The organism is Sphingomonas sp. AC435 (assembly GCF_979253005.1).
Map to the genome: position 1 here is coordinate 307696 of NZ_CEEDCJ010000004.1, position 19440 is coordinate 327135.

21 protein-coding genes are annotated in these 19440 nt (G+C 68.0%); 8 read left to right on the forward strand and 13 right to left on the reverse strand.

Annotated elements, in window-relative coordinates; genetic code table 11:
• Positions 1 to 20: 20 nt before the first annotated feature.
• Positions 21 to 617, forward strand: coding sequence for a recombination mediator RecR (recR, locus tag AC0CH8_RS10485; RefSeq protein ID WP_465239833.1), 597 nt, complete (start codon positions 21 to 23; stop codon positions 615 to 617).
• On the opposite strand, the gene AC0CH8_RS10490 is transcribed toward recR, so the two are convergent.
• Complete coding sequence (locus AC0CH8_RS10490) at positions 592 to 1326, reverse strand: PEPxxWA-CTERM sorting domain-containing protein (protein ID WP_465239834.1); 735 nt, start codon at positions 1324 to 1326, stop codon at positions 592 to 594. The two genes, recR and AC0CH8_RS10490, sit on opposite strands and share 26 nt — an antisense overlap.
• Positions 1327 to 1476: 150 nt before the next feature.
• Here AC0CH8_RS10490 and def point away from each other — a divergent pair, with 150 nt between their 5' ends.
• The 3 genes from def to AC0CH8_RS10505 all read left to right on the forward strand — a co-directional run bounded on the left by def (position 1477) and on the right by AC0CH8_RS10505 (position 4340).
• Positions 1477 to 2001 carry a peptide deformylase gene (gene def, locus AC0CH8_RS10495; protein WP_465239835.1) on the forward strand — a complete coding sequence of 175 codons (525 nt, stop codon included), beginning with the start codon at positions 1477 to 1479 and terminating at the stop codon, positions 1999 to 2001.
• Positions 2002 to 2148: 147 nt separating this feature from the next.
• Positions 2149 to 3585, forward strand: coding sequence for a DNA recombination protein RmuC (locus AC0CH8_RS10500; protein ID WP_465239836.1), 1437 nt, complete (start codon positions 2149 to 2151; stop codon positions 3583 to 3585).
• Between the two features lie 50 nt (positions 3586 to 3635).
• Positions 3636 to 4340 carry an AAA family ATPase gene (locus AC0CH8_RS10505; RefSeq protein ID WP_465239837.1) on the forward strand — a complete coding sequence of 235 codons (705 nt, stop codon included), beginning with the start codon at positions 3636 to 3638 and terminating at the stop codon, positions 4338 to 4340.
• On the opposite strand, the gene AC0CH8_RS10510 is transcribed toward AC0CH8_RS10505, so the two are convergent.
• Genes AC0CH8_RS10510 through AC0CH8_RS10540 form a run of 7 tightly spaced genes read right to left on the reverse strand, consistent with a single transcriptional unit; the run spans position 4341 to position 9495 of the window.
• Positions 4341 to 5141 (reverse strand): TrmH family RNA methyltransferase, encoded by an 801-nt coding sequence (locus tag AC0CH8_RS10510; protein WP_465239838.1) that lies wholly within the window; start codon positions 5139 to 5141, stop codon positions 4341 to 4343. It abuts the gene before it with no gap.
• A 20-nt stretch (positions 5142 to 5161) separates the two neighbouring features.
• Entirely contained in the window at positions 5162 to 5431 is a 270-nt protein-coding gene (locus AC0CH8_RS10515; RefSeq protein ID WP_204193231.1) for an HPr family phosphocarrier protein, read from the reverse strand.
• Positions 5428 to 5835: a PTS sugar transporter subunit IIA gene (locus AC0CH8_RS10520; RefSeq protein WP_465239839.1), complete on the reverse strand. Its 408-nt coding sequence runs from the start codon at positions 5833 to 5835 to the stop codon at positions 5428 to 5430. Before AC0CH8_RS10520 ends, AC0CH8_RS10515 begins: the two co-directional genes overlap by 4 nt.
• A 12-nt stretch (positions 5836 to 5847) precedes the next feature.
• Positions 5848 to 6762, reverse strand: a complete 915-nt coding sequence (gene rapZ / locus AC0CH8_RS10525; protein WP_465239840.1) for an RNase adapter RapZ — start codon at positions 6760 to 6762, stop codon at positions 5848 to 5850.
• A gap of 10 nt (positions 6763 to 6772) precedes the next feature.
• A complete protein-coding gene (locus AC0CH8_RS10530) occupies positions 6773 to 7213 on the reverse strand; it encodes an HPr kinase/phosphorylase (protein ID WP_465239841.1) in 441 nt (146 codons plus the stop codon).
• A gap of 10 nt (positions 7214 to 7223) precedes the next feature.
• Positions 7224 to 8777: a sensor histidine kinase gene (locus AC0CH8_RS10535; protein WP_239473915.1), complete on the reverse strand. Its 1554-nt coding sequence runs from the start codon at positions 8775 to 8777 to the stop codon at positions 7224 to 7226.
• 16 nt (positions 8778 to 8793) lie between these two features.
• A complete protein-coding gene (locus AC0CH8_RS10540) occupies positions 8794 to 9495 on the reverse strand; it encodes a response regulator transcription factor (protein WP_204193239.1) in 702 nt (233 codons plus the stop codon).
• A gap of 170 nt (positions 9496 to 9665) precedes the next feature.
• Between AC0CH8_RS10540 and AC0CH8_RS10545 the strand changes: the two genes are divergently transcribed.
• Entirely contained in the window at positions 9666 to 11267 is a 1602-nt protein-coding gene (locus AC0CH8_RS10545; protein WP_465239842.1) for a phosphoenolpyruvate carboxykinase, read from the forward strand.
• A gap of 66 nt (positions 11268 to 11333) precedes the next feature.
• Here the strand turns inward: AC0CH8_RS10545 and AC0CH8_RS10550 are convergent, their stop codons facing one another.
• Positions 11334 to 11789 carry an NfeD family protein gene (locus tag AC0CH8_RS10550; RefSeq protein ID WP_465239843.1) on the reverse strand — a complete coding sequence of 152 codons (456 nt, stop codon included), beginning with the start codon at positions 11787 to 11789 and terminating at the stop codon, positions 11334 to 11336.
• On the reverse strand, positions 11786 to 12754 hold the full coding sequence (locus AC0CH8_RS10555; RefSeq protein ID WP_465239844.1) for an SPFH domain-containing protein: 969 nt from the start codon (positions 12752 to 12754) through the stop codon (positions 11786 to 11788). The genes AC0CH8_RS10550 and AC0CH8_RS10555 overlap by 4 nt, the downstream gene beginning before the upstream one ends.
• A gap of 86 nt (positions 12755 to 12840) precedes the next feature.
• Here AC0CH8_RS10555 and guaB point away from each other — a divergent pair, with 86 nt between their 5' ends.
• The 3 genes from guaB to AC0CH8_RS10570 all read left to right on the forward strand — a co-directional run bounded on the left by guaB (position 12841) and on the right by AC0CH8_RS10570 (position 16220).
• Positions 12841 to 14298, forward strand: a complete 1458-nt coding sequence (guaB, locus tag AC0CH8_RS10560) for an IMP dehydrogenase (RefSeq protein WP_204193245.1) — start codon at positions 12841 to 12843, stop codon at positions 14296 to 14298.
• A gap of 228 nt (positions 14299 to 14526) precedes the next feature.
• Positions 14527 to 15687, forward strand: coding sequence for an RsmB/NOP family class I SAM-dependent RNA methyltransferase (locus tag AC0CH8_RS10565; protein ID WP_465239845.1), 1161 nt, complete (start codon positions 14527 to 14529; stop codon positions 15685 to 15687).
• Positions 15688 to 15719: 32 nt separating this feature from the next.
• A complete protein-coding gene (locus AC0CH8_RS10570) occupies positions 15720 to 16220 on the forward strand; it encodes a tetratricopeptide repeat protein (RefSeq protein WP_465239846.1) in 501 nt (166 codons plus the stop codon).
• Between the two features lie 17 nt (positions 16221 to 16237).
• On the opposite strand, the gene rsmA is transcribed toward AC0CH8_RS10570, so the two are convergent.
• Genes rsmA through AC0CH8_RS10585 form a run of 3 tightly spaced genes read right to left on the reverse strand, consistent with a single transcriptional unit; the run spans position 16238 to position 19372 of the window.
• Positions 16238 to 17062, reverse strand: a complete 825-nt coding sequence (gene rsmA, locus AC0CH8_RS10575; protein WP_465239847.1) for a 16S rRNA (adenine(1518)-N(6)/adenine(1519)-N(6))-dimethyltransferase RsmA — start codon at positions 17060 to 17062, stop codon at positions 16238 to 16240.
• Positions 17059 to 18051: a 4-hydroxythreonine-4-phosphate dehydrogenase PdxA gene (gene pdxA, locus AC0CH8_RS10580; RefSeq protein ID WP_465239848.1), complete on the reverse strand. Its 993-nt coding sequence runs from the start codon at positions 18049 to 18051 to the stop codon at positions 17059 to 17061. The genes rsmA and pdxA overlap by 4 nt, the downstream gene beginning before the upstream one ends.
• Positions 18052 to 18061: 10 nt before the next feature.
• The gene (locus tag AC0CH8_RS10585) at positions 18062 to 19372 is read right to left on the reverse strand and encodes a peptidylprolyl isomerase (protein WP_465239849.1); all 1311 of its coding nucleotides are present in this window, start codon (positions 19370 to 19372) and stop codon (positions 18062 to 18064) included.
• Between the last annotated feature and the right edge of the window lie 68 nt (positions 19373 to 19440).

Consider the following 19440-nt stretch of genomic DNA (forward strand, 5'->3'; position numbering starts at 1 on the left):
ACCCCCTATCTGTTCCCGACATGGCCTCTCCCGAGATCGAAGCATTGACCCAGGCGCTCGCCCGCCTGCCCGGGCTCGGCCCCCGATCCGCCCGTCGCGCGGTGCTGCATCTGCTCAAGAAGCGGGAGGCGGCGCTCGGTCCGTTGCTGACCGCGCTGGCTGCGGTCGAGGAGCGGCTGGCGACCTGCTCCACCTGCGGCAACGTCGACACCACGGATCCCTGCTCGATCTGCGCCGACCAGCGCCGCGATTCCCGCGCGTTGTGCGTGGTGGAGGAGGTGGCCGACCTCTGGGCGCTCGACCGCTCGCGCCTGTTCCCCGGCCGCTTCCACGTGCTCGGCGGCCGGCTGTCCGCGCTCGAAGGTGTTCGCCCCGAGGACCTGTCGATCGACGCGCTCGTCCGCCGCATCGAACAGGGCGGCATCGACGAGGTCGTGCTGGCGATGAACGCCACGCTGGAGGGGCAGACGACCGCCCACTATCTCGCCGAGCGGATCGAGCGCTTCCCGGTGCGCGTCACCCAGCTCGCCCACGGCCTGCCGGTCGGCGGCGAACTCGACTATCTCGACGAAGGCACGCTGGCGCAGGCGCTCAGAGCGCGGCGCCCCGTATCCTGACCGACGCGCGTCGACGGATCGCGCCGCCGACCATCCCGAACCCGGCGATCATCAGTGCCCAGCTCGCCGGCTCGGGAACCGTTGCGGCGTCGGTGATGGCGATCGAATAGCGGCTGTTGAGCGTCTTGCCCGTCGATGCGCCCAACGCGTCGTCGGGATCGTTGCCGACCACATTCGTCGTCAGGTCGCCGACGAACATACTGTAGCGACCCGCACCCAGCGTCACCGTCGAGGCGAACGGGCCAGCGATCCGGCCGCTGTCGAACAGCGCAGCGCCACCGCTGCCCGTAATGCCGATCCTCTGCCCCAGCGGCACCGCGTCTTCGCCGCTGGTCGCGACCGTTCCGTTCAGCAAGATGTCGGACCGCGTCGTCAGCACGAAATCGTAGAACAGCACGCCGACCGCCACTGCGACGGCGGTGCCCGGTCCGGTATAGCCCGTCGCCTGATCGAAGGCGATCGTCGCCGACGCGGACGACGTAAACTCCGCGATGATGCTGGACGCCGCACGGGCGGTCGAGGATGTTCCCATCCGACTGGCCGCATCGACGATCGACAGCGTTCCGGGGGCGGTGATCCCGTCATTGATCGACGACACGTCGGGACGGCCACCATCGACCCGCACGACGATGTTGGTGGCGCCCGTGGCGCGTTCGAAGATCACCGCCGCCGTGGCCGTACCCGGGACCACGACCGACGCTGCGCTCATGGCCGCAAGTTTGAATAGCCTGTTCATTGATGAAACCCCTTTGCACGGCCGCCTACAAATGATCGTGTACCGGGTAAAGCAGGATGATCGCGGCCGGTCCCGGAACGGGGCATGCTTGACGGTTCGGCGGTTCGTCGGCATCCGGCGCGCATGACCGTCCTCACCATTCTCGAAGTTCCCGATCCCGGCCTCCGCGCCGTCGCAGCACCGGTGGAGACCGTCGACGACACCGTCCGCACCCTCGTCGCCGACATGACCGAGACGATGTACGCCGCGCACGGCATCGGCCTCGCCGCGACGCAGGTCGGCGTCGAACGCCGCGTCGTCGTCATCGATCTCCAGTCGGAGGAGGACGAGGAGGGCAAGCCGGTCCGCGACCCGCACGCCTATATCAACCCCGAACTCCTGTCGGTCAGCGAGGATGTCGCCCGCTACAACGAGGGCTGCCTGTCGATCCCGGAGCAATATGCCGAGGTCGAGCGCCCCGCGCGCTGCCGGGTCCGCTGGCTCGATCTCGACGGCCAGACGCATGAAGAGGAACTGGACGGGCTGCTCTCGACCTGCATGCAGCATGAGATCGACCATCTCGACGGCATCCTCTTCATCGACCACATCTCCCGCCTGAAGCGCGACATGCTCATGAAGAAGCTGACGAAGATGCGCCGCAACGGCTGACGCGGTTTTGCGCTGTCGCACCGGCGGCGTTCCTGCTACGTTCCCTGCGCCGGTCCGATATCGGACGGGTCGCGTCCCTGCATGCCGCGAACGAAAGACGAAACGATGCGCCAGACCCTCCACTTCCTCCACTTCGGGGCCTGACGCATGACCCCGGACCTTTTGATCGTCGGCATCCTCGCGGTGCTGGTCGGCCTCGCGATCGGCTGGATCGTCGCCAGCCGCAGCGTCGCCAAGCTCGCCAGCGACCTCGCCGTCGCCAACACCCGCGCCGCCGATCTCGACATCGTCCGGCAGGCGCGTGACGCGGTTGAGCGCGAACGCAACGACGCGCTGCAGGAACTCGCCTGGCACCGCGCGCAGGCGGCCGAACGCATCGCCGCGCACGAAGCGGTCGTCGATCAATTGGAGCAGGCCCGCGGCGCGATGCAGGACCTCGCCTCCTTGCGCGCGCAGAGCGAGGAGCGTCAGGCCGCCGCCGAACAGACGATCCGCCACCTCGTCGAGGCGCGCGAAGCCATGACCGCGCAGTTCGGTGCCGCCGCCGCCCGTGCGCTGGAGGGTGCACAGGCGCAGTTCCTCGAACGTGCGCAGGCCCGCTTCACCGAATCCGAGCATACGTCGGGCCAGCGGCTTGCCGCGCTGCTGCAACCGGTCCACGACCGCCTGCAACGCTACGAGGAGGGCGTCGGGAAGGCGGAGGCGGAGCGCCGCGACGCGTTCGGCAATCTCACCGGTTTGATGGAATCGATGCGTGTCGGACAGGAAACCGTCCGCAACGAGGCATCGAAGCTGGTCAACGCGCTGCGCAACGCCCCCAAGGCACGCGGTCGCTGGGGCGAGCAGCAGTTGCGCAACGTGCTCGAGAATTGCGGCCTTTCAGAACACACCGACTTCCAGACCGAGGTCAGCGTGTCGGACGGGGAGGGTGGTCGCCTCCGCCCCGACGCCATCGTCCGCGTGCCCGGTGGCAAGTCACTGGTGATCGACGCCAAGGTGTCGCTCAACGACTATCAGGACGCGTTCGGCGCGGTCGACGATGCCGAACGGCAACTCGGGCTCTCGCGCCACGCCGCCTCGATGCGCGCGCACGTCAACGGCCTTGGCAACAAGAGCTACTGGAACCAGTTCGACGACGCCCCCGATTATGTCGTTATGTTCGTCCCCGGCGAACATTTCCTGTCCGCCGCGCTGGAGCATGACCCGACCCTCTGGGACTTCGCCTTCGACAAGCGCGTGCTGCTCGCCACCCCGACCAACCTCATCGCCATCGCCCGCACCGTCTCGGCCGTCTGGCGACAGGAAAAGCTGGCCAAGCAGGCGGAGGAGATCGGCGCGCTTGGAAAGGAGCTTTACATCCGCCTGTCCAAGATGGGCGAGCACATCACCAAGCTCGGCCGCAACCTCGAAACCGCAAACACCGCCTACAACGCATTTGTCGGCAGCCTCGAAAGCCAGGTCCTGACCTCCGCGAAGCGGTTCGAGGCGCTGAATATCGATACGGCCGGCAAGACGATCGAACCGTTGCCGCTGGTCGAGAGCAGCCCGCGCCCGCTCGCCAAACTCATCAGCGCGGTGGAATAGGGATGGCGCGGGGCCGTCACACCACGCTCCCGCCACCCTATCTCAAGCGCGTGTGGATCGACCCGGACGCCTTGGTCGATCACGCCGCCTACCCGTTCTGCCTGCCGCTGTTCGCGCGCGGGCCGTTCGAGCTGCAATTCGACGCACCCGTCACGATCCTCGTCGGCGAGAACGGCGTCGGCAAGTCGACGCTGCTCGAAGGGATCGCCGTCCTTGCCGGATTTGACGAGGGCGGCGGCGGTCCCGGCTATCGTGCCGTCGACCACAGCACCGCCATCGAACGTGGCGGCGGCGACCTGGCCCGTGCGTTGAAGGCCGCATGGCTGCCCCGGATCGGGCAGGGCTGGTTCTTCCGCGCCGAGAGTTTCTTCACCGTCGCCCGATATCTGGACGCGGCCGGCAGTCCGTCAGCGGACTTCCTGTCCCACTCCCACGGCGAAGGCTTCCTGCGCTTCTTCGAGGAACGCTGTACCCGCCCCGGTCTTTTCATCTTCGACGAACCCGAGTCCGCACTGTCGCCCAAGCGCCAGTTCGACTTCCTGAAACTGCTGCGACGGATGCAGAACGAGGGCCGGACGCAGGTCATCATGGCGACCCACTCGCCCATCCTGATGGCGCTGCCGGGCGCGGCGCTGCTCCAGATGTCGCGCGGCGGCCTCGACGCGGTGGAACTGGAGGAGACCGATCATTATCGCCTGACCCGCGAATTCATCCTCGACCCGCACGGCATCACCTCGGCGATGCTGGACGAGTGATTACCCCCGCTGCTGGGCCAGCACCTCGTACGCCATCACCGCCGTCGCGACCGCGGCGTTCAGGCTGTCCGCCTTGCCCAGCATCGGGATCTTGACCAGCAAATCGCACGCCGCGGCATAGCCGTCCGGCATCCCCTGCGCTTCGTTGCCCGTCAGCAGAAAGGTCGGTGCGGCGTATTCAGCGGCACGGTAGTCATCTTCGGTGTCGAGGCTCAGGCCGACCAACTGCCCCGGACCCTTTCGCAGCCACACGAGAAAATCCCCCCACTCGCACCGGACGACCGGCACCGTGAACAGCGCCCCCATGCTCGCGCGGACCGCCTCGACAGAAAAAGGATCGACGCACTCGCCAACCAGGATCAGCCCCCCCGCACCGACAGCGTCGCCGGTGCGCAGGATCGTGCCGAGATTACCCGGATCGCGCAGTCGCTCCGCAACCAGCCAGATGCCCGCCTGCGTCCGGTCGAGATCGGCCAATCCGATCTCGAACTCCTCGAACACCCCGACCACCGCCTGCGGATTATCCTTGCCCGACAATTTCGACAGGATGTCCGGCGTCGTCTCGATCGCGTCGCCGCCCGCGCGCTCCACCTCGTCGACCAGCGTGCGGACTAGCGGATGCCCCGCGCTCGCCGCGGCGAAGAACAGCATCACCGGCAACCGCCCGGCCTCGCGTGCCTCGGTCAGGATGCGCAGTCCCTCGGCCAGGAACCGCCGCTGCTCCCGCCGGTGACGCTTGTCGCGCAGGTCGCGGACGCTCTTCACGAGCGGGTTGGAATAGGCGGTGATCTGGCGCGGCATGACGGTGACGATCGGAGAGGTCAGTCCTCGCCGAACTTGGCCTCGACCAGTTCGGCGAGCTTGCCGACCGCTTCCTCGGCGCCGTCGCCGGTCGCGCGGATCGTGATGCTGTCGCCCATCGCGGCGCCCAGCATCATCAGCCCCATGATCGACGTGCCCGTCACCGAACCGTCGTCCTTGCAGACATGGACCTCGCACGGCAGCGCGGCGGCGAGCGTCACGAACTTGGCGGAGGCGCGCGCATGAAGGCCACGCCGATTGGTGATCTGCACCGTGCGCTGCACGCTCATGCCGCGGCCTCTCCCAGAACCTCGGACGCCACCGAAATATATTTACGACCCGCCTCGCGCGCGGCGGCGACCGCATCGACCACCTTCATGGATTTGCGCGCGGAGCCCAGCCGGATCAGCATCGGCAGGTTCATGCCCGCGATCACCTCGACCCGGCCACGTTCCATCAGGCTGATCGCGAGATTGGACGGGGTGCCGCCGAACAGGTCGGTCAGCACGATCACGCCGCGGCCGGCATCGACCGCCGCGATCGCCGCGGCGATGTCGGCGCGGCGTTCCTCCATATCGTCGTCCGGACCGATCGCGATCGTCGCCACACGCTCCTGCGGGCCGACGACGTGCACCATCGCGGTCACGAACTCGTCCGCGAGTCGCCCGTGGGTCACAAGAACCAACCCGATCATAAACTGGCTATTCTATCCTTGCCGACGCAACCGTGGACCCTCCAGCGAGTCCTGCGGTGCCGCCTCCAAATCACGATGCCGGACCGTGGGGGAAAATCCGCGTCCGCGCAAGAAGCCGCCGATCCGTTCGGCGACATGGACCGACCGGTGTCTCCCTCCGGTACACCCGATCGCCACCGTTACGTACGCCTTCCCCTCCGCGCGGTAGCGGGGGATCAGCAGCGCCAGCAGTCCCTCGATCCGCGATACCGCCTCCTCGTACGCCGGGTCCGCGGCAACATAATCGGCCACCGCCGCGTCCAGCCCGGTGCCCGGCCGCAGGTCCGGCACCCAGTGCGGGTTGCGCAGGAATCGCATGTCGAACACCAGATCGGCATCGCGGGGCAGGCCGCGCGAAAAACCGAACGACATCACCGACAGCACCGGCTCGCCACCCTGCTCGTCTCCGAACGACCGCCGCACCTGCAAGCCCAATGCGTGCGCGTTCAGGCTGGTCGTGTCGATCAGGCGGTTGGCGAAATCCCGCAAGGGCGCGAGCAACTCGCGCTCATACGCGATCCCGTCCGCCGCCGGGCGATCGAGCGCCAGCGGATGCCGCCGCCGCGTTTCCGAATAGCGCCGCTCCAGTTCCGCGCCGGCGCAGTCGAGGAACAGCATCCCGACCTCCAGCCCGTGATCCTCACGCATCCGCCCGATCCGGTCGACGATCCGCGCCGGATCGAAGTCGCGTGTCCGCGCACCGATCCCCAGCGCCAGCCGCTGCCGCCGCCCGTCCACACCCGCCGGCAGCGGCGCGTCGAGCAACCGGTCGAGCAGGACCAGCGGCAGATTGTCGACGACCTCCCAGCCCAGATCCTCCAGCGTCTTCAACACCGTCGACTTGCCGGCCCCCGACAGGCCGGTGACGAGCAGGACTTCCTGGCTCATGCTGCCTGACTCATGCTGATGGTATCCCGCCCACTTCGCGTCGCAACGCCATCTCCAGCTTGATCGGCGCGCTGGCCTCGAACGGCGCGAGCGCCACCTGCGGCACCTCGATGCCGGCGAGCCGCCGCGCACGCCGCTCGGGCATCCGCAGCACGTCGTCGTCGATCCGCACGATCAGCACCACCGGCACATCCTCGACATGCGGCATCGGCAGGATGCCGAGACCGCGCACCTCGATTCGTCCCGCGATCGTCGCGGGCGGTCGCGCCAGCAACCGCCCGTCGCGGCGGACGAGGAGGGTATAATCGTCACTGACCAGCACCGCACCACGATCGATCAGTCTCAGCGCGAGATCGGACTTGCCGCTGCCAGACCGGCCCTCGATCAACACGGCGTGGCCCTCGATCGCGATGCTCGTCGCGTGCAGCGTCTCGGACGACAGCGAAGTCATGGCAGCATCCTCAAGTCGCGTCGGCGAGCGGCAGGCGAACGACGAACCGCGCACCGGCGACGCCGTTCCCGCGCGCCTCTACCGCGATCGTGCCGCCATGCCCATCGACGATCGCCCGCGCGATCGCGAGACCGAGGCCGGAATGCTGCCCGAATGCTTCCCCGGCCGGGCGGATCGACTGGAACCGGCGGAAGATCGCCTCGCGCTCCTCCTCCGGTACGCCCGGCCCGTCATCCTCGACCGCGACCACCAGCTCGTCGCCATCGGCCTCTGCGGCGATCGTCACCAGCCCGTCATCGGGAGAGAAGGACACGGCATTGTCTAGCAGGTTCTCGAATACCCGCTCCAGCCGCATGCCTTCCCCCAGCGCCACCAGCGGCTCGTCATGATCGTCCAGCCGGAACCGCACGCCGCGCTCGGCCCCGCGCGCCTCGCGCTGGTCGAGCAGGCCGGCGATCATCCGGCCGATGTCGACCGGCTCGAACTTGGCGCGGCTGAGCTGCGCGTCGAGCCGCGACGCCTCCGAGATATCGGTGATCAGCCGATCGAGCCGGCGCACATCGTCCTGCACGATCGCCAGCAACTGCGCCTGAAAGCCGGGGTCCTTGACGCTCGCCAGCCCATCGACGGCGGAGCGCAGGCTGGCGAGGGGGTTCTTCAATTCGTGGGTCACGTCCGCCGCGAACGCCTCGGTCGCGTCGATCCTGACCCGCAGGGCGCTGCTCATATCCGACAGCGCCCGTGCGAGCATCCCGAGCTCGTCGCGCCGCGACGGCAGGCGGGGCACCACCACTTCGCGCGCACGTCCCCGCCGGACCCGCACGGCCGCCCGCGCCAGCCGTCTCAGCGGCCGCACGATCGTCCGCGCCAGGAACAACGACAGCAGCACCGACACGAGGGTCACGACCAGCAGCACGACGCTGAGGCGGAACCGCTCGATCCGCACCGTCTGCGTGATGTCGCGCGCGTTGACCGTGGTCAGCACGGCGGTGCCGCGCGTCAGCGGAGCCGCGGCGGTGATGACCGGCGTCCGGTCCGGCGCGCGCCAGACCGTCGCGGCGACGCCGGTGCCGGCCAGCGCCAGCTTCACCTCGTCCCAGCCGGTCGGGGCGGTGCGGTCGCGGTACAGGGGAGGGCGGGGCGCCGCGACGACGGTGTCGATCACTCCGTCCAGGAACCGCGCGATCCGCTGGTCGTACCAGTCGCGGTCGGGGTCCTGCAGCACGAAGTTGCGCAAGCCCAGCCGCCGGCTGTCCGCGAACGTACCGTCGGCGCCCACCAGCCTCAGTCGCGCCCCGGTTTCCGTCGCCAGCCGCAGGATCAACGCGTCGCGATCGTCCGGCCGACCCGCGCGGATCGCCTCCGCGATCAGCCGCGCCTCGCGCGTCGCTTGCTCGACCCGGCTGTCGACCACCCGGCTGCGGTACGAATCGAGATAGAAGAAGCCGCCCGCCAGCATCAGCAGCGCGATGATGTTCACGGCGAGGATCCGCTGCGTCAGCGAAATCCGCCCCGACCACCGCAGCGACAATTCGTGCGTATCGTCCGGGCCGTCACCATCCATCTCGGACGGCCGCGCGCTATTCCTCGGAGAAGCGATAACCGGCACCGTAGAGCGTTTCGATCGCGTCGAACTCCGGATCGATCTGGCGGAACTTGCGGCGGACGCGTTTGATGTGGCTGTCGATCGTGCGATCGTCGACATAGATGTCGTCCTGATAGGCGGCATCCATCAATTGGTTACGCGTCTTCACGATGCCCGGTCGCTGCGCCAGCGTCTCCAGGATCAGGAACTCGGTCACGGTCAGCGTCACCGCCTGTCCGTCCCACGTCGTGCGGTGCCGCGCCGGGTCCATCGCCAGCCGGCCGCGCTCCAGCGGCTTGGCCGCCGCCTCGGCCTCGCCGGTCGGCAGGATCGCCTCCGTCCGGCGCAGGATGGCGCGGACGCGGGCGATCAGCAGCCGCTGGCTGAACGGCTTGGCGATATAATCGTCCGCGCCCATTGCCAGCCCCAGCGCCTCGTCCAGCTCGTCGTCCTTGCTGGTCAGGAAGATGACCGGCATCGCGCTCTTCTCGCGCAGGCGCCGCAGCAGCTCCAACCCGTCCATCCGCGGCATCTTGATGTCGAAGATCGCCAGGTCGGCCGGGTTCTCCAACAACGCCTTCAGCGCCGCCTCGCTATCGGCATAGACCCGTGTCAGGAAACCCTCCGCCTGAAGCGCGATCGACACCGAGGTCAGGATGTTGCGATCGTCGTCGACGAGCGCGATGGTGGCCGTCATGATCCCGCCCGGATGTGTCAGGGACACTCCGCCTAGTCCAAACCGGGACACGCCTCAACATAAGCTAGACAACACGCGTTTGACGGTCTCCTCGCCGCTGCCTATGCGATGGGACTTAGGCATACGTATGCGGCGAAGACCGCGACGTGGGTAGGGAAAAGGACAGGATCTTGAACGAACGCATCCCGGAATCGGGCCTCGAGGCGCAGGGTATCGAAACGCGCGCCGACCTCCACTGGAACCTCGTGACCGCGCGGCTGGTCGAGGCCTCGGTCGCCCGCAAGGAAGGCAAGCTCTCCGCCGACGGCCCGCTGGTGGTCGAGACCGGCGCGCACACCGGTCGCTCCGCGCAGGACAAGTTCATCGTCCGCGATGCGGAGACGGAGGATACCGTCTGGTGGGGCAAGTCGAACAAGGCGATGACACCCGAGCATTTCGCCGTCCTGAAGGCCGATTTCTTCACCGCGCTGAAGCGTCGCGAGGACCTGTACGTGCAGGACCTGTACGGCGGTTCGCAGCCGGGCAACCGCGTCCGCGTCCGCGTTCTGAACGAGCTGGCGTGGCACAATCTGTTCATCCGCACGATGCTGGTCCGCCCGGAGGAGCATGAACTGCGCGGCTTCCGGCCCGATTACACGATCATCGACCTGCCCAGCTTCCGCGCCGATCCGTCGCGCCACGGTACGCGGTCGGATACGGTGATCGCGGTCAACCTGACCGAGAAGCTGATCCTGATCGGCGGCACGCGCTACGCGGGCGAGATGAAGAAGTCCGTCTTCGGGCTCCTCAACTATCTGCTCCCGCCGAAGGGCGTGATGCCGATGCATTGCTCGGCCAATATGGGCGCGGACGGCCGCACCGCGGTATTCTTCGGCCTGTCCGGCACCGGCAAGACGACGCTCAGCGCCGATGCCAGCCGCACGCTGATCGGCGACGACGAGCATGGCTGGTCCGACGACGCTGTCTTCAACTTCGAGGGCGGCTGCTACGCCAAGATGATCCGCCTGTCCGCCGATGCGGAGCCGGAGATTTTCGCGACGACCAAGCGGTTCGGCACCGTGCTCGAAAACGTCGTCATGGACCCGGTCACGCGCCAGCTCGACCTCCACGACAACAGCCTCGCGGAGAACAGCCGCGGCGCCTATCCGATCGACTTCATCCCGAACGCGTCAGAGGAGAATATGGGCGGCGTGCCGTCCAACATCGTCATGCTGACGGCCGATGCGTACGGCGTGCTGCCGCCGATCGCCAAGCTGACCCCCGACCAGGCTATGTATCACTTCCTGTCGGGGTACACCGCACGCGTGGCAGGGACGGAGATCGGCGTGACCGAGCCGGACGCGACCTTCTCGACCTGCTTCGGCGCGCCGTTCATGCCGCGCCACCCGTCGATCTACGGCAACCTGCTGAAGGAGCGCATCGCCCGCGGCAATGTCGATTGCTGGCTGGTCAACACCGGCTGGACCGGCGGGAAGTACGGCGTCGGCAACCGGATGCCGATCAAGGCCACCCGCGCGCTGCTCAACGCCGCGCTCGACGGCAGCCTGAACGATGCCGAGTTCCGCACCGATCCAAACTTCGGCTTCAAGGTGCCCGTCGCGGTGCCGGGCGTCGATACGGCGATGCTCGACCCTCGCGAGACGTGGGCGGACAAGGCAGCCTACGACGCCACCGCCGCCAAGCTGGTCGACCTGTTCGTCGAAAACTTCGCGCAGTTCGCAGATCATGTCGACGAAGGGGTTCGTCAGTCCGCCCCGAAGATCGCCGCCTGACCCAACCCTCCCTCCCTTTTCCTCGCGGGAAAGGGAGGAAGGCACGGAGCGCCGGACGTGTGAGGGTCACTGCGGCGGAAGCAATTCCACCACCGCGACCCCATGCTCGACCCGCACCACCCGCACCCGCGTGCCGGCCGCCGCATCCGGCCCTCGCGCCGGCCACGACCCGTCGCCCACGCGAACCCGCCCGTGGCCGTCGACGATCGCCACCTCCACTGTCACGACCTCGCCGATCATCCGGCCCGCCCGGTCGTTCAGCCGCACGTCGCCGCCACCGACCGGATAGTCGGTGTACCAGCGCCGCCCGATCAGCACCGTCACGACGCTCCACACCGCGAAGCTGCCGATCTGCACCGCGCCCGGCAGGTCGGGCAGCGCCCATGTCGCGATGCCGGTGATCGCCGCCGCGATCGCGACGAACACCAGGAACACGCCCGGGATCAGCAGTTCGGCGATCCCCAGTACCAGCGCCGCCGCGAGCCACGCCCCAGCGGGTCCGCCGATGGCGTCAAGACTCATGGCTTGGGCAGTTCAAACGGCCCCCGCTTGGGTGTGGGCGCGTCCGTCTTGGCGTTACGCTCGCCCAGTGCATCCTTCGCCAGTTCGCCGATCCCGCCCAGCGTGCCCATCAGCTGCGTCGCCTCGACCGGGAACAGGATCGTCTTCGCGTTCGGGCTGGTGGCGAATTTGCCGATCGCCTCGACATATTTCTGCGCGATGAAATAGTTGATCGCCTGCGTACCGCCGGACTCGATTGCGTCGGATACGACCTGCGTCGCCTTGGCTTCCGCTTCCGCCGCCCGCTCGCGCGCTTCGGAGTCTCGGAACGCCGACTCACGACGGCCCTCGGCTTCCAGAATGCGTGCCTGCTTCTGGCCCTCGGCGCGCAAAATCTCCGACGCGCGCGTGCCCTCGGCTTCGAGGATGTTGGCACGCTTCTCGCGCTCCGCCTTCATCTGCCGGCCCATTGCGGTGACGATGTCGGCGGGCGGGCGGATATCCTTGATCTCGACGCGGGTGATCTTCACGCCCCACGGCACTGTCGCGTGATCGACCACCGACAACAACCGCGCGTTGATCTCGTCCCGCTTCGACAGGGTTTCGTCCAGATCCATCGACCCCATCACCGTGCGCAGGTTCGTCGTCGTCAGCTGCAACAGCGCGACGTACAGGTCCGACACCTCGTACGCCGCCTTCGCTGCGTCCAGCACCTGAAAGAACACCACGCCGTCGGTGGATACGATGGCGTTGTCCTTGGTGATGATCTCCTGACCGGGAATGTCGATCACCTGCTCCATCATGTTCACCTTGCGGCCGACGCGATAGAAGAACGCCGGGTAGAAGTTGAAACCGGGCGCGGCGGTGGTCGTGTACCGCCCGAAATGCTCGATCGTGTACTGATAGCCCTGCCGCACGATCTTGATGCTCGTGAACAGATACAGAAGCACCAGCAGCAGCCCCAGTGCGGCGACGGTCAGGCCCATAGCGCGATCCCCTCGATGATGCCGACACCCTAGCGATACAGGCGTCGCGGGGCTACATGGCCCGCAACCCATTTAGCAGGACGCCCATGACCATCCGCCTCGGCCTCACCTTCGACGATGTCCTTCTGGTCCCCGCGGAGTCGGACGTGCTGCCGAGCGAGGCGGATACCCGCACCCGCGTGACGCGCGGTATCGCGTTGAATATCCCGGTATTGTCCGCCGCGATGGATACGGTGACGGAGGCGGACATGGCGATCGTCATGGCCCAGCTCGGCGGCATCGGCGTGCTCCACCGCAACCTGACCGTCGAGGAACAGGTCGCCGCGGTGCGACAGGTCAAGCGCTTCGAAAGCGGCATGGTCGTCAACCCCTACACGATCGCGCCGACCGCGACGCTCGCCGAAGCACAGGCGCTGATGGCCCGCCACCGGATCAGCGGTATTCCCGTCGTGGAGGCGAACGGTCGCCTCGTCGGCATCCTGACCAACCGCGACGTCCGCTTCGCCGAAAACCCGAAGCAGCCGGTCGCCGAACTGATGACGCGCGACAATCTCGCGACCGTGTCGACCGGTGTCGGGCAGGAGGAGGCGCGCCGCCTGCTCCATCAGCGCCGCATCGAAAAGCTGCTGGTCGTCGACGACAACTACGCCTGCGTCGGCCTCATCACCGTCAAGGACATCGAGAAGGCGGTGACCTATCCCACCGCCACGAAGGACGCCGCCGGCCGCCTGCGCGTCGCCGCCGCCACCACCGTCGGCGACAAGGGCTTCGCGCGCACCGAGGCGCTGGTCGATGCCGAATGCGACCTCATCATCATCGACACCGCGCATGGCCATAATCGCGAAGTCGCCGCCGCCGTCGCCCGCGTGAAGAAGCTGTCCAACTCGGTTCAGGTCGTCGCCGGCAACGTCGCGACGGGCGAGGCCACGAAGGCGCTGATCGACGCGGGCGCGGACGGGATCAAGGTTGGCATCGGCCCCGGATCGATCTGCACCACGCGCGTCGTCGCCGGCGTCGGTGTGCCGCAGTTGACCGCCGTGATGGACTGCGCCGAGGAAGGTGCGAAGGCCGGCGTGCCGGTAATCGCCGACGGCGGCCTGCGCACGTCGGGCGATCTCGCCAAGGCGCTGGCCGCCGGCGCGTCCACCTGCATGGTCGGATCGCTGCTCGCGGGCACCGAGGAAGCACCGGGCGAGACGTTCCTGTATCAGGGTCGCGCCTACAAGTCGTATCGCGGCATGGGCTCGGTCGGCGCGATGGGCCGCGGCTCGGCGGATCGCTATTTCCAGGGCGATATCAAGGACCAGATGAAGCTGGTGCCGGAGGGGATCGAGGGTCAGGTCGCCTTCAAGGGACCTGCGCGCGACGTCATCCATCAGCTCGTCGGCGGCGTGAAGGCGGCGATGGGATACACCGGATCGCGCACCATTCCCGACCTCCAGAGCCGCGCGCAGTTCGTCCAGATCACCGGCGCGGGCCTGAAGGAAAGCCACGTCCACGACGTGACGATCACGCGCGAGGCCCCGAATTATCCGACGCGCTGATGCTCAGCGTGACGTTCGGCGCTGTCCTACACGGTGCCGATCTGTCACGGGTTGCGGCATGAGCGTGCGTGCGAGGGCAGCGTATCGTCATGCCGCGAAATCTACTGGGAATGGCAGGCGGTCAGAGATGCCAACTCTTCCAACGGTCCACCGCGTTTTCGCGGACCAACCGCTCCGCACATCCCTTCGCGAAACGTCGCGTTGGACTAACCTTAGGCTAACCTTCCGATGACCCCCGCCGCCAGAACCCAGGCCGCGATCGACCTGCTCGATCAGATCATCACCGCCGCCCGCGAGGGCGGTGCGGCGGCCGACACCCTCGCGACGCGGTTCTTCGCCCAGCGTCGGTATGCCGGATCGAAGGACCGCCGGGCCGTCCGCGAACTCGTCTACGCCGCGATCCGCCGCGCCGGCGACCTTCCGGTGAGCGGCCGCGCCGCCATGCTGGCGCTGACCGACGAGGACACGGACCTCGCCGCCACGTTCGACGGCTCGCCCTACGGCCCCGCGCCGATCGATGCTGGCGAACCGCGCGCCACAAGCGGCATCGCGCCGGCTTGGCTAGAGGCGTCGCTCGCCAAATCCGACGTGCCGCTGCAATCGCTGGTCGACCGCGCGCCGCTCGATATCCGCGCCAACAGCCTCAAGCCGGCGCCCGACCTTCCCGACGCCGTTGAACTCCGCGTCAGCGGCGGCTGGCGATTGCCGTCCGGCACCAATATCGAACAACTGCCCGCCTTCGCCGACGGCGCGATCGAGGTGCAGGACGAGGGCAGCCAGATCGTCGGCCTCGCGCTGCCGGCACAACCGGGCATGAACATCGTCGACCTGTGCGCGGGTGCCGGCGGCAAGACGCTGGCGCTCGCCGCGCGCATGAACAACGAGGGCGTACTGATCGCCTGCGATACCGACCGCACTCGCCTGTCGCGCCTCGCCCCGCGCGCCGAGCGCGCCGGCGTATCGATCGTCCGCACCCGCCTGCTCAATCCCGGCCAGGAAGACGATATGCTGGCCGACCTCGTCGGGCAGGCGGACGGCGTGCTGGTCGATGCGCCCTGCTCGGGCACCGGCACGTGGCGCCGCAATCCGGAGGCGCGCTGGCGGCTGACGCCCGATCGCCTGACCAAGCTGCAGGCATTGCAGGCGCACGTCCTCGATCTCGGCGCGGCCTTGGTGAAGCCCGGTGGCCACCTCGTCTACATCGTCTGCTCGCTCCTCGACGAAGAGGGCGCGGGGCAGGTGGACGCCTTCCTCGCCCGCCATTCCGGCTGGACCGTGGACCTGCTCGGCCTGCCGGCCGGGCGTCCGCGCGGGAAGGGGCTGCGGCTCGATCCCGGCACGGATGGCACGGACGGGTTTTTTGTCGCGCGCCTCCGGGCTGCGTGGTAGCCGTCGTCACAATGTCGCCTTCGGAGACGATCATGCGTGTTTCGTGCCTCGCCCTTGCCGGTCTGCTGGCAACCGTGAGCCTGTCCACTTCGCTTAGCGGCCAGCGGCCCGACGACCAGATCGACGCCCGATCGATGCAGTTGCTGACCGAGGGGCGCGCGGCCAAGGCTGCCGGCAATCTCGACGGCGCGACCGACCTGCTCGAAACCGCCGTCGCAGTCGATCCGCGCAACCGCGGCGCGTTCGTCGTGCTGGCCGAGGTTGCCGACGCCCGCGACCTGCCGGGCAAGGCGATCCGCCTCTACCGCGAGGCGTTGCTGCTGGAGCCGAACGACCGCGCCGCGCTGGCCGGGCAGGGGACCGCGCTGGTCCACAAGGGCGCCCTGACTCAAGCGCGCGCCAACCTCACGAAGCTCAAGACGCTCTGCAAGGGCCAGTGCCCCGAAGCGACGACGCTGGCCGCCGCCATCCAGAAGGGCCCGCCGATCACCACAGCACAGGTCGATCCGAAACCCGGCGTGTCCAAGGAATAGTCACAGCAGCGCGGCGATCACCCCAGAACCCGCGCGACCTCCACGAACTCCGACACCGACACCGTCTCGGCGCGACGTGTCGCCTCGATCCCTACTGTATTCAAAGCGTCCAGCGCGCCCGGCACCCCCTTCAGGCTCTGCCGCAACATCTTGCGCCGCTGCCCGAACGCCGCCGCCGTCACCCGCTCCAACGTCGCCAGCCGCACGCCAGCCGGCGGCTCGACCGGCACGATGTGGACCACCGCGGACATGACCTTCGGCGGCGGGGTAAAGGCCGACCGGTGCACCGGCATCGCGATCCGCGGCACGCTCCGCCACTGCGCCAGCACCGCCAGCCGGCCGTAAGCCGGGCTGTCGACGCCGGCCACGATCCGGTCCGCGACTTCCTTCTGGAACATCAGCGTGCAACTCTGCCACCACGGCTGCCACTCTGCGGAAAGCCACCCGATCAGCAGCGCCGTACCGACATTATAGGGTAGATTGCTGACGATATGCGGCTTGCCCTCGAACAGCGTCGGCATGTCGATCGCCAACGCATCGCCCTCGATCACGCGCAGCCGCCCCGGAAACGCCTCGCTCAGCTCGGCCAGCGCCGGCATGCAGCGCGCATCGCGTTCGATCGCGGTGACCCGCGCCCCGGCCTTCAACAGCGCCCGCGTCAGCCCGCCCGGACCGGGGCCCACCTCCAGCACCTCGGCATCGGTCAGGTCGCCCGGCACCGCCGCGATGCGGTCGAGCAACTGCCCGTCGAACAGGAAATTCTGACCCAGCGCCTTCGACGCCGACAGGCCGTGACGCGCGATCACGTCGCGCAGCGGCGGCAACGGGGTGAGGGGGGTCATATCCCCGACGCGGCGCGGCGGTCCGCGGCCTCCGCTGCCATCGCGATCGCCGCGATCATCGCACCCGGCTCCGCGCGGTTTTGTCCGGCGATGGCGAAGGCGGTGCCGTGGTCGGGCGACGTCCGCACGATCGGCAGGCCCAGCGTCATGTTCACCCCGTCGTCGAAGAACAGCGTCTTGATCGGCACCAGCGCTTGGTCGTGGTAACAGCACAGCGCCGCATCGTACCGCGCCCGCGCTCTGGGGTGGAACAGCGTGTCCGCCGCATAGGGCCCGGTCACGTCCAGCCCCTCCGCCACCAGCTGCGCGATCGCCGGCTCCAGCACCTCGATCTCCTCGCGGCCCAGCGCACCGCTCTCCCCCGCATGCGGGTTCAGCCCGGCAACCGCCAGCCGTGGCCGTTCGATGCCGAAATTGCGCGTCAGCCCACGCGCCGTCGCCCGTGCCTTCGCCAGCACGAGGTCTACCGTGATCAGGTCCGGCACCGCAGAGAGCGGCACATGCGTGGTCATGGGCACGACGCGCAGGTCCGGTCCGGCCAGCATCATCACCGCGTTCTCGCCAGCGATGCCGCACCGCTCCGCCACGAATTCGGTCTGGCCCGGATACTCGAAGCCGATCGCATACAGGTGGATCTTCGCGACAGGCCCGGTCACCAGCGCTCGTGCCGCCCCCGACCGTACCAGCCCGACCGCCAGCTCCAGCGATTGCAGCGCACAGCGCGCACCCTCCACATCGGGTACACCCGGCGTGATCTCGCCCGCATCATGGACGGTCAGCACCGGCAGGGCTTGATCGAACGCGTCCAGCGCCGCCTGCGGATCGTCGATCTCCGCGATCGGTCCGGCCCAGACGCGGGCGATCGACCGCGCGTCACCGACGACGAAGAACGGCGGCAAACCGCGCGACGCCCGCGCATCCCAAGCCTTGGCGACGATCTCCGGCCCGACGCCGGCCGGATCGCCGATCGACACCGCGAGCGGAGTCACACCCGCGGCCTCAGCGATACTCGACGACGGCGTCGCGTCGCAGATCGCGCAGCTTCTGCTGCGCGCGCAGGTTGACGCGCTGCGACTGAAGCTGGTTCTCGACCTGATCGCTCGTCGGCAACTGCCCGCTCTTGGGATCGTCGCGACCACACAGCACCAGCGCGCGCACGCCCTGTTCGGGCGAGCCGAATGGCGGCGTCGACTGACCGATCTGCAACTTCAGCATGATATCACCCAGCTGCGGCGGCAGGTCGCGGACGCGCACCGTGTCGTTGTCGACGACTTCGGCGCCGACGCTGCCGGCCACCTTCGCGACCGTACCGCAACCCTGGATGTTCGCCAGCGCCTTGGTAAACGCCTCTGCGCGCTGAGTCGCCTGCGCCTGCGTGGTGCCGTCCGGGAAGCGTAACGTCAGCTGCTTCAGGCTCAGCTTAGCATCGCGCGGATCGGCGGTCAGCACCTGCCGCTTGTCAGTCAGGTACAGGATCGATACGCCGCCGGGTACCTCGATCGGTCCGGCGACCTGCCCGACCTGCATCTGCTGCGCCGCCGCCGCCAGTTCGGCCGGCAGCACCGCGGTGCGGACCCAGCCGAGGTCGCCCCCGACCGCACGCGTCGACGCTTCGGAGAATTGCCGCGCGAAATACTCGAACGGCTGCTGGCCTTTCTGGATTTCGGTGATGATCCCACGCGCGTTGGTCACGACCTGCTGCGCCGTGGCATCGTTCGCCGACAGGTAGATCTCGCGGAGGTTATATTCCTCGGTACCCTTGCTGGCCTCCAGCCGGTCGAGGATCGCCTTTACTTCCTGATCGCCGATGTTGACGAACGGCTCGACCTTGCGACGCAGGAACCGCTGCCACGCGAGTTCGCCCTCGATCTGGCGCTTCAGCGACTTTTCCGATGATCCCGCCTCGCGCAGGAATGCCGCCATCTGCTGCGGGTTGCGATTGAAGTTGCGGGCGACCCGGTCGTAGCTCTGGTCAATCTCCGGCTTGGTGATCGTGATGTCGTTCGTTCGCGCTTCCTGGATCTGGAGCGTCTCGTCGATCAACTGGCGGAGCACCTGCAACTTCAGCCGCTCGCGATCCTCGGCGCTAACCTGTCCGCTGTTGTTCGCGGCCAGCACCAGTCCGACGCGCTGATCGACATCGGTTCCGGTGATGACCGTGTTGTTGACGATCGCGGTCGGCTTGCGGACGTTGGGATCGAGCTTGCCGAAGATCTGGAGGTTGGCGGGAATATCCAGCGGCGCCTGCGGCACGCTATTGTCCTGGACGGTCTGCGCGACCGCGCTTGCGGCGACGGCGGCGATGCCCATCAGGCTACCCGCCAGGAGGGTCCAACGACGATGCTGATTCACTCGGCCTACCTGTCCCACTTGCGCGA

Coding starts and splice junctions, on each gene's coding strand:
- AC0CH8_RS10585 (WP_465239849.1), bottom strand. CDS start 19,372: ATGGGCATCGCCGCCGTCGCCGCAAGCGCGGTCGCGCAGACCGTCCAG.
- AC0CH8_RS10535 (WP_239473915.1), bottom strand. CDS start 8,777: ATGGATGGTGACGGCCCGGACGATACGCACGAATTGTCGCTGCGGTGG.
- AC0CH8_RS10510 (WP_465239838.1), bottom strand. CDS start 5,141: ATGCCGCGCCAGATCACCGCCTATTCCAACCCGCTCGTGAAGAGCGTC.
- guaB (WP_204193245.1), top strand. CDS start 12,841: ATGACCATCCGCCTCGGCCTCACCTTCGACGATGTCCTTCTGGTCCCC.
- AC0CH8_RS10520 (WP_465239839.1), bottom strand. CDS start 5,835: ATGATCGGGTTGGTTCTTGTGACCCACGGGCGACTCGCGGACGAGTTC.
- AC0CH8_RS10530 (WP_465239841.1), bottom strand. CDS start 7,213: ATGACTTCGCTGTCGTCCGAGACGCTGCACGCGACGAGCATCGCGATC.
- def (WP_465239835.1), top strand. CDS start 1,477: ATGACCGTCCTCACCATTCTCGAAGTTCCCGATCCCGGCCTCCGCGCC.
- AC0CH8_RS10500 (WP_465239836.1), top strand. CDS start 2,149: ATGACCCCGGACCTTTTGATCGTCGGCATCCTCGCGGTGCTGGTCGGC.
- AC0CH8_RS10565 (WP_465239845.1), top strand. CDS start 14,527: ATGACCCCCGCCGCCAGAACCCAGGCCGCGATCGACCTGCTCGATCAG.
- rapZ (WP_465239840.1), bottom strand. CDS start 6,762: ATGAGCCAGGAAGTCCTGCTCGTCACCGGCCTGTCGGGGGCCGGCAAG.
- rsmA (WP_465239847.1), bottom strand. CDS start 17,062: ATGACCCCCCTCACCCCGTTGCCGCCGCTGCGCGACGTGATCGCGCGT.
- AC0CH8_RS10515 (WP_204193231.1), bottom strand. CDS start 5,431: ATGAGCGTGCAGCGCACGGTGCAGATCACCAATCGGCGTGGCCTTCAT.
- AC0CH8_RS10540 (WP_204193239.1), bottom strand. CDS start 9,495: ATGACGGCCACCATCGCGCTCGTCGACGACGATCGCAACATCCTGACC.
- AC0CH8_RS10550 (WP_465239843.1), bottom strand. CDS start 11,789: ATGAGTCTTGACGCCATCGGCGGACCCGCTGGGGCGTGGCTCGCGGCG.
- AC0CH8_RS10490 (WP_465239834.1), bottom strand. CDS start 1,326: ATGAGCGCAGCGTCGGTCGTGGTCCCGGGTACGGCCACGGCGGCGGTG.
- AC0CH8_RS10570 (WP_465239846.1), top strand. CDS start 15,720: ATGCGTGTTTCGTGCCTCGCCCTTGCCGGTCTGCTGGCAACCGTGAGC.
- recR (WP_465239833.1), top strand. CDS start 21: ATGGCCTCTCCCGAGATCGAAGCATTGACCCAGGCGCTCGCCCGCCTG.
- AC0CH8_RS10555 (WP_465239844.1), bottom strand. CDS start 12,754: ATGGGCCTGACCGTCGCCGCACTGGGGCTGCTGCTGGTGCTTCTGTAT.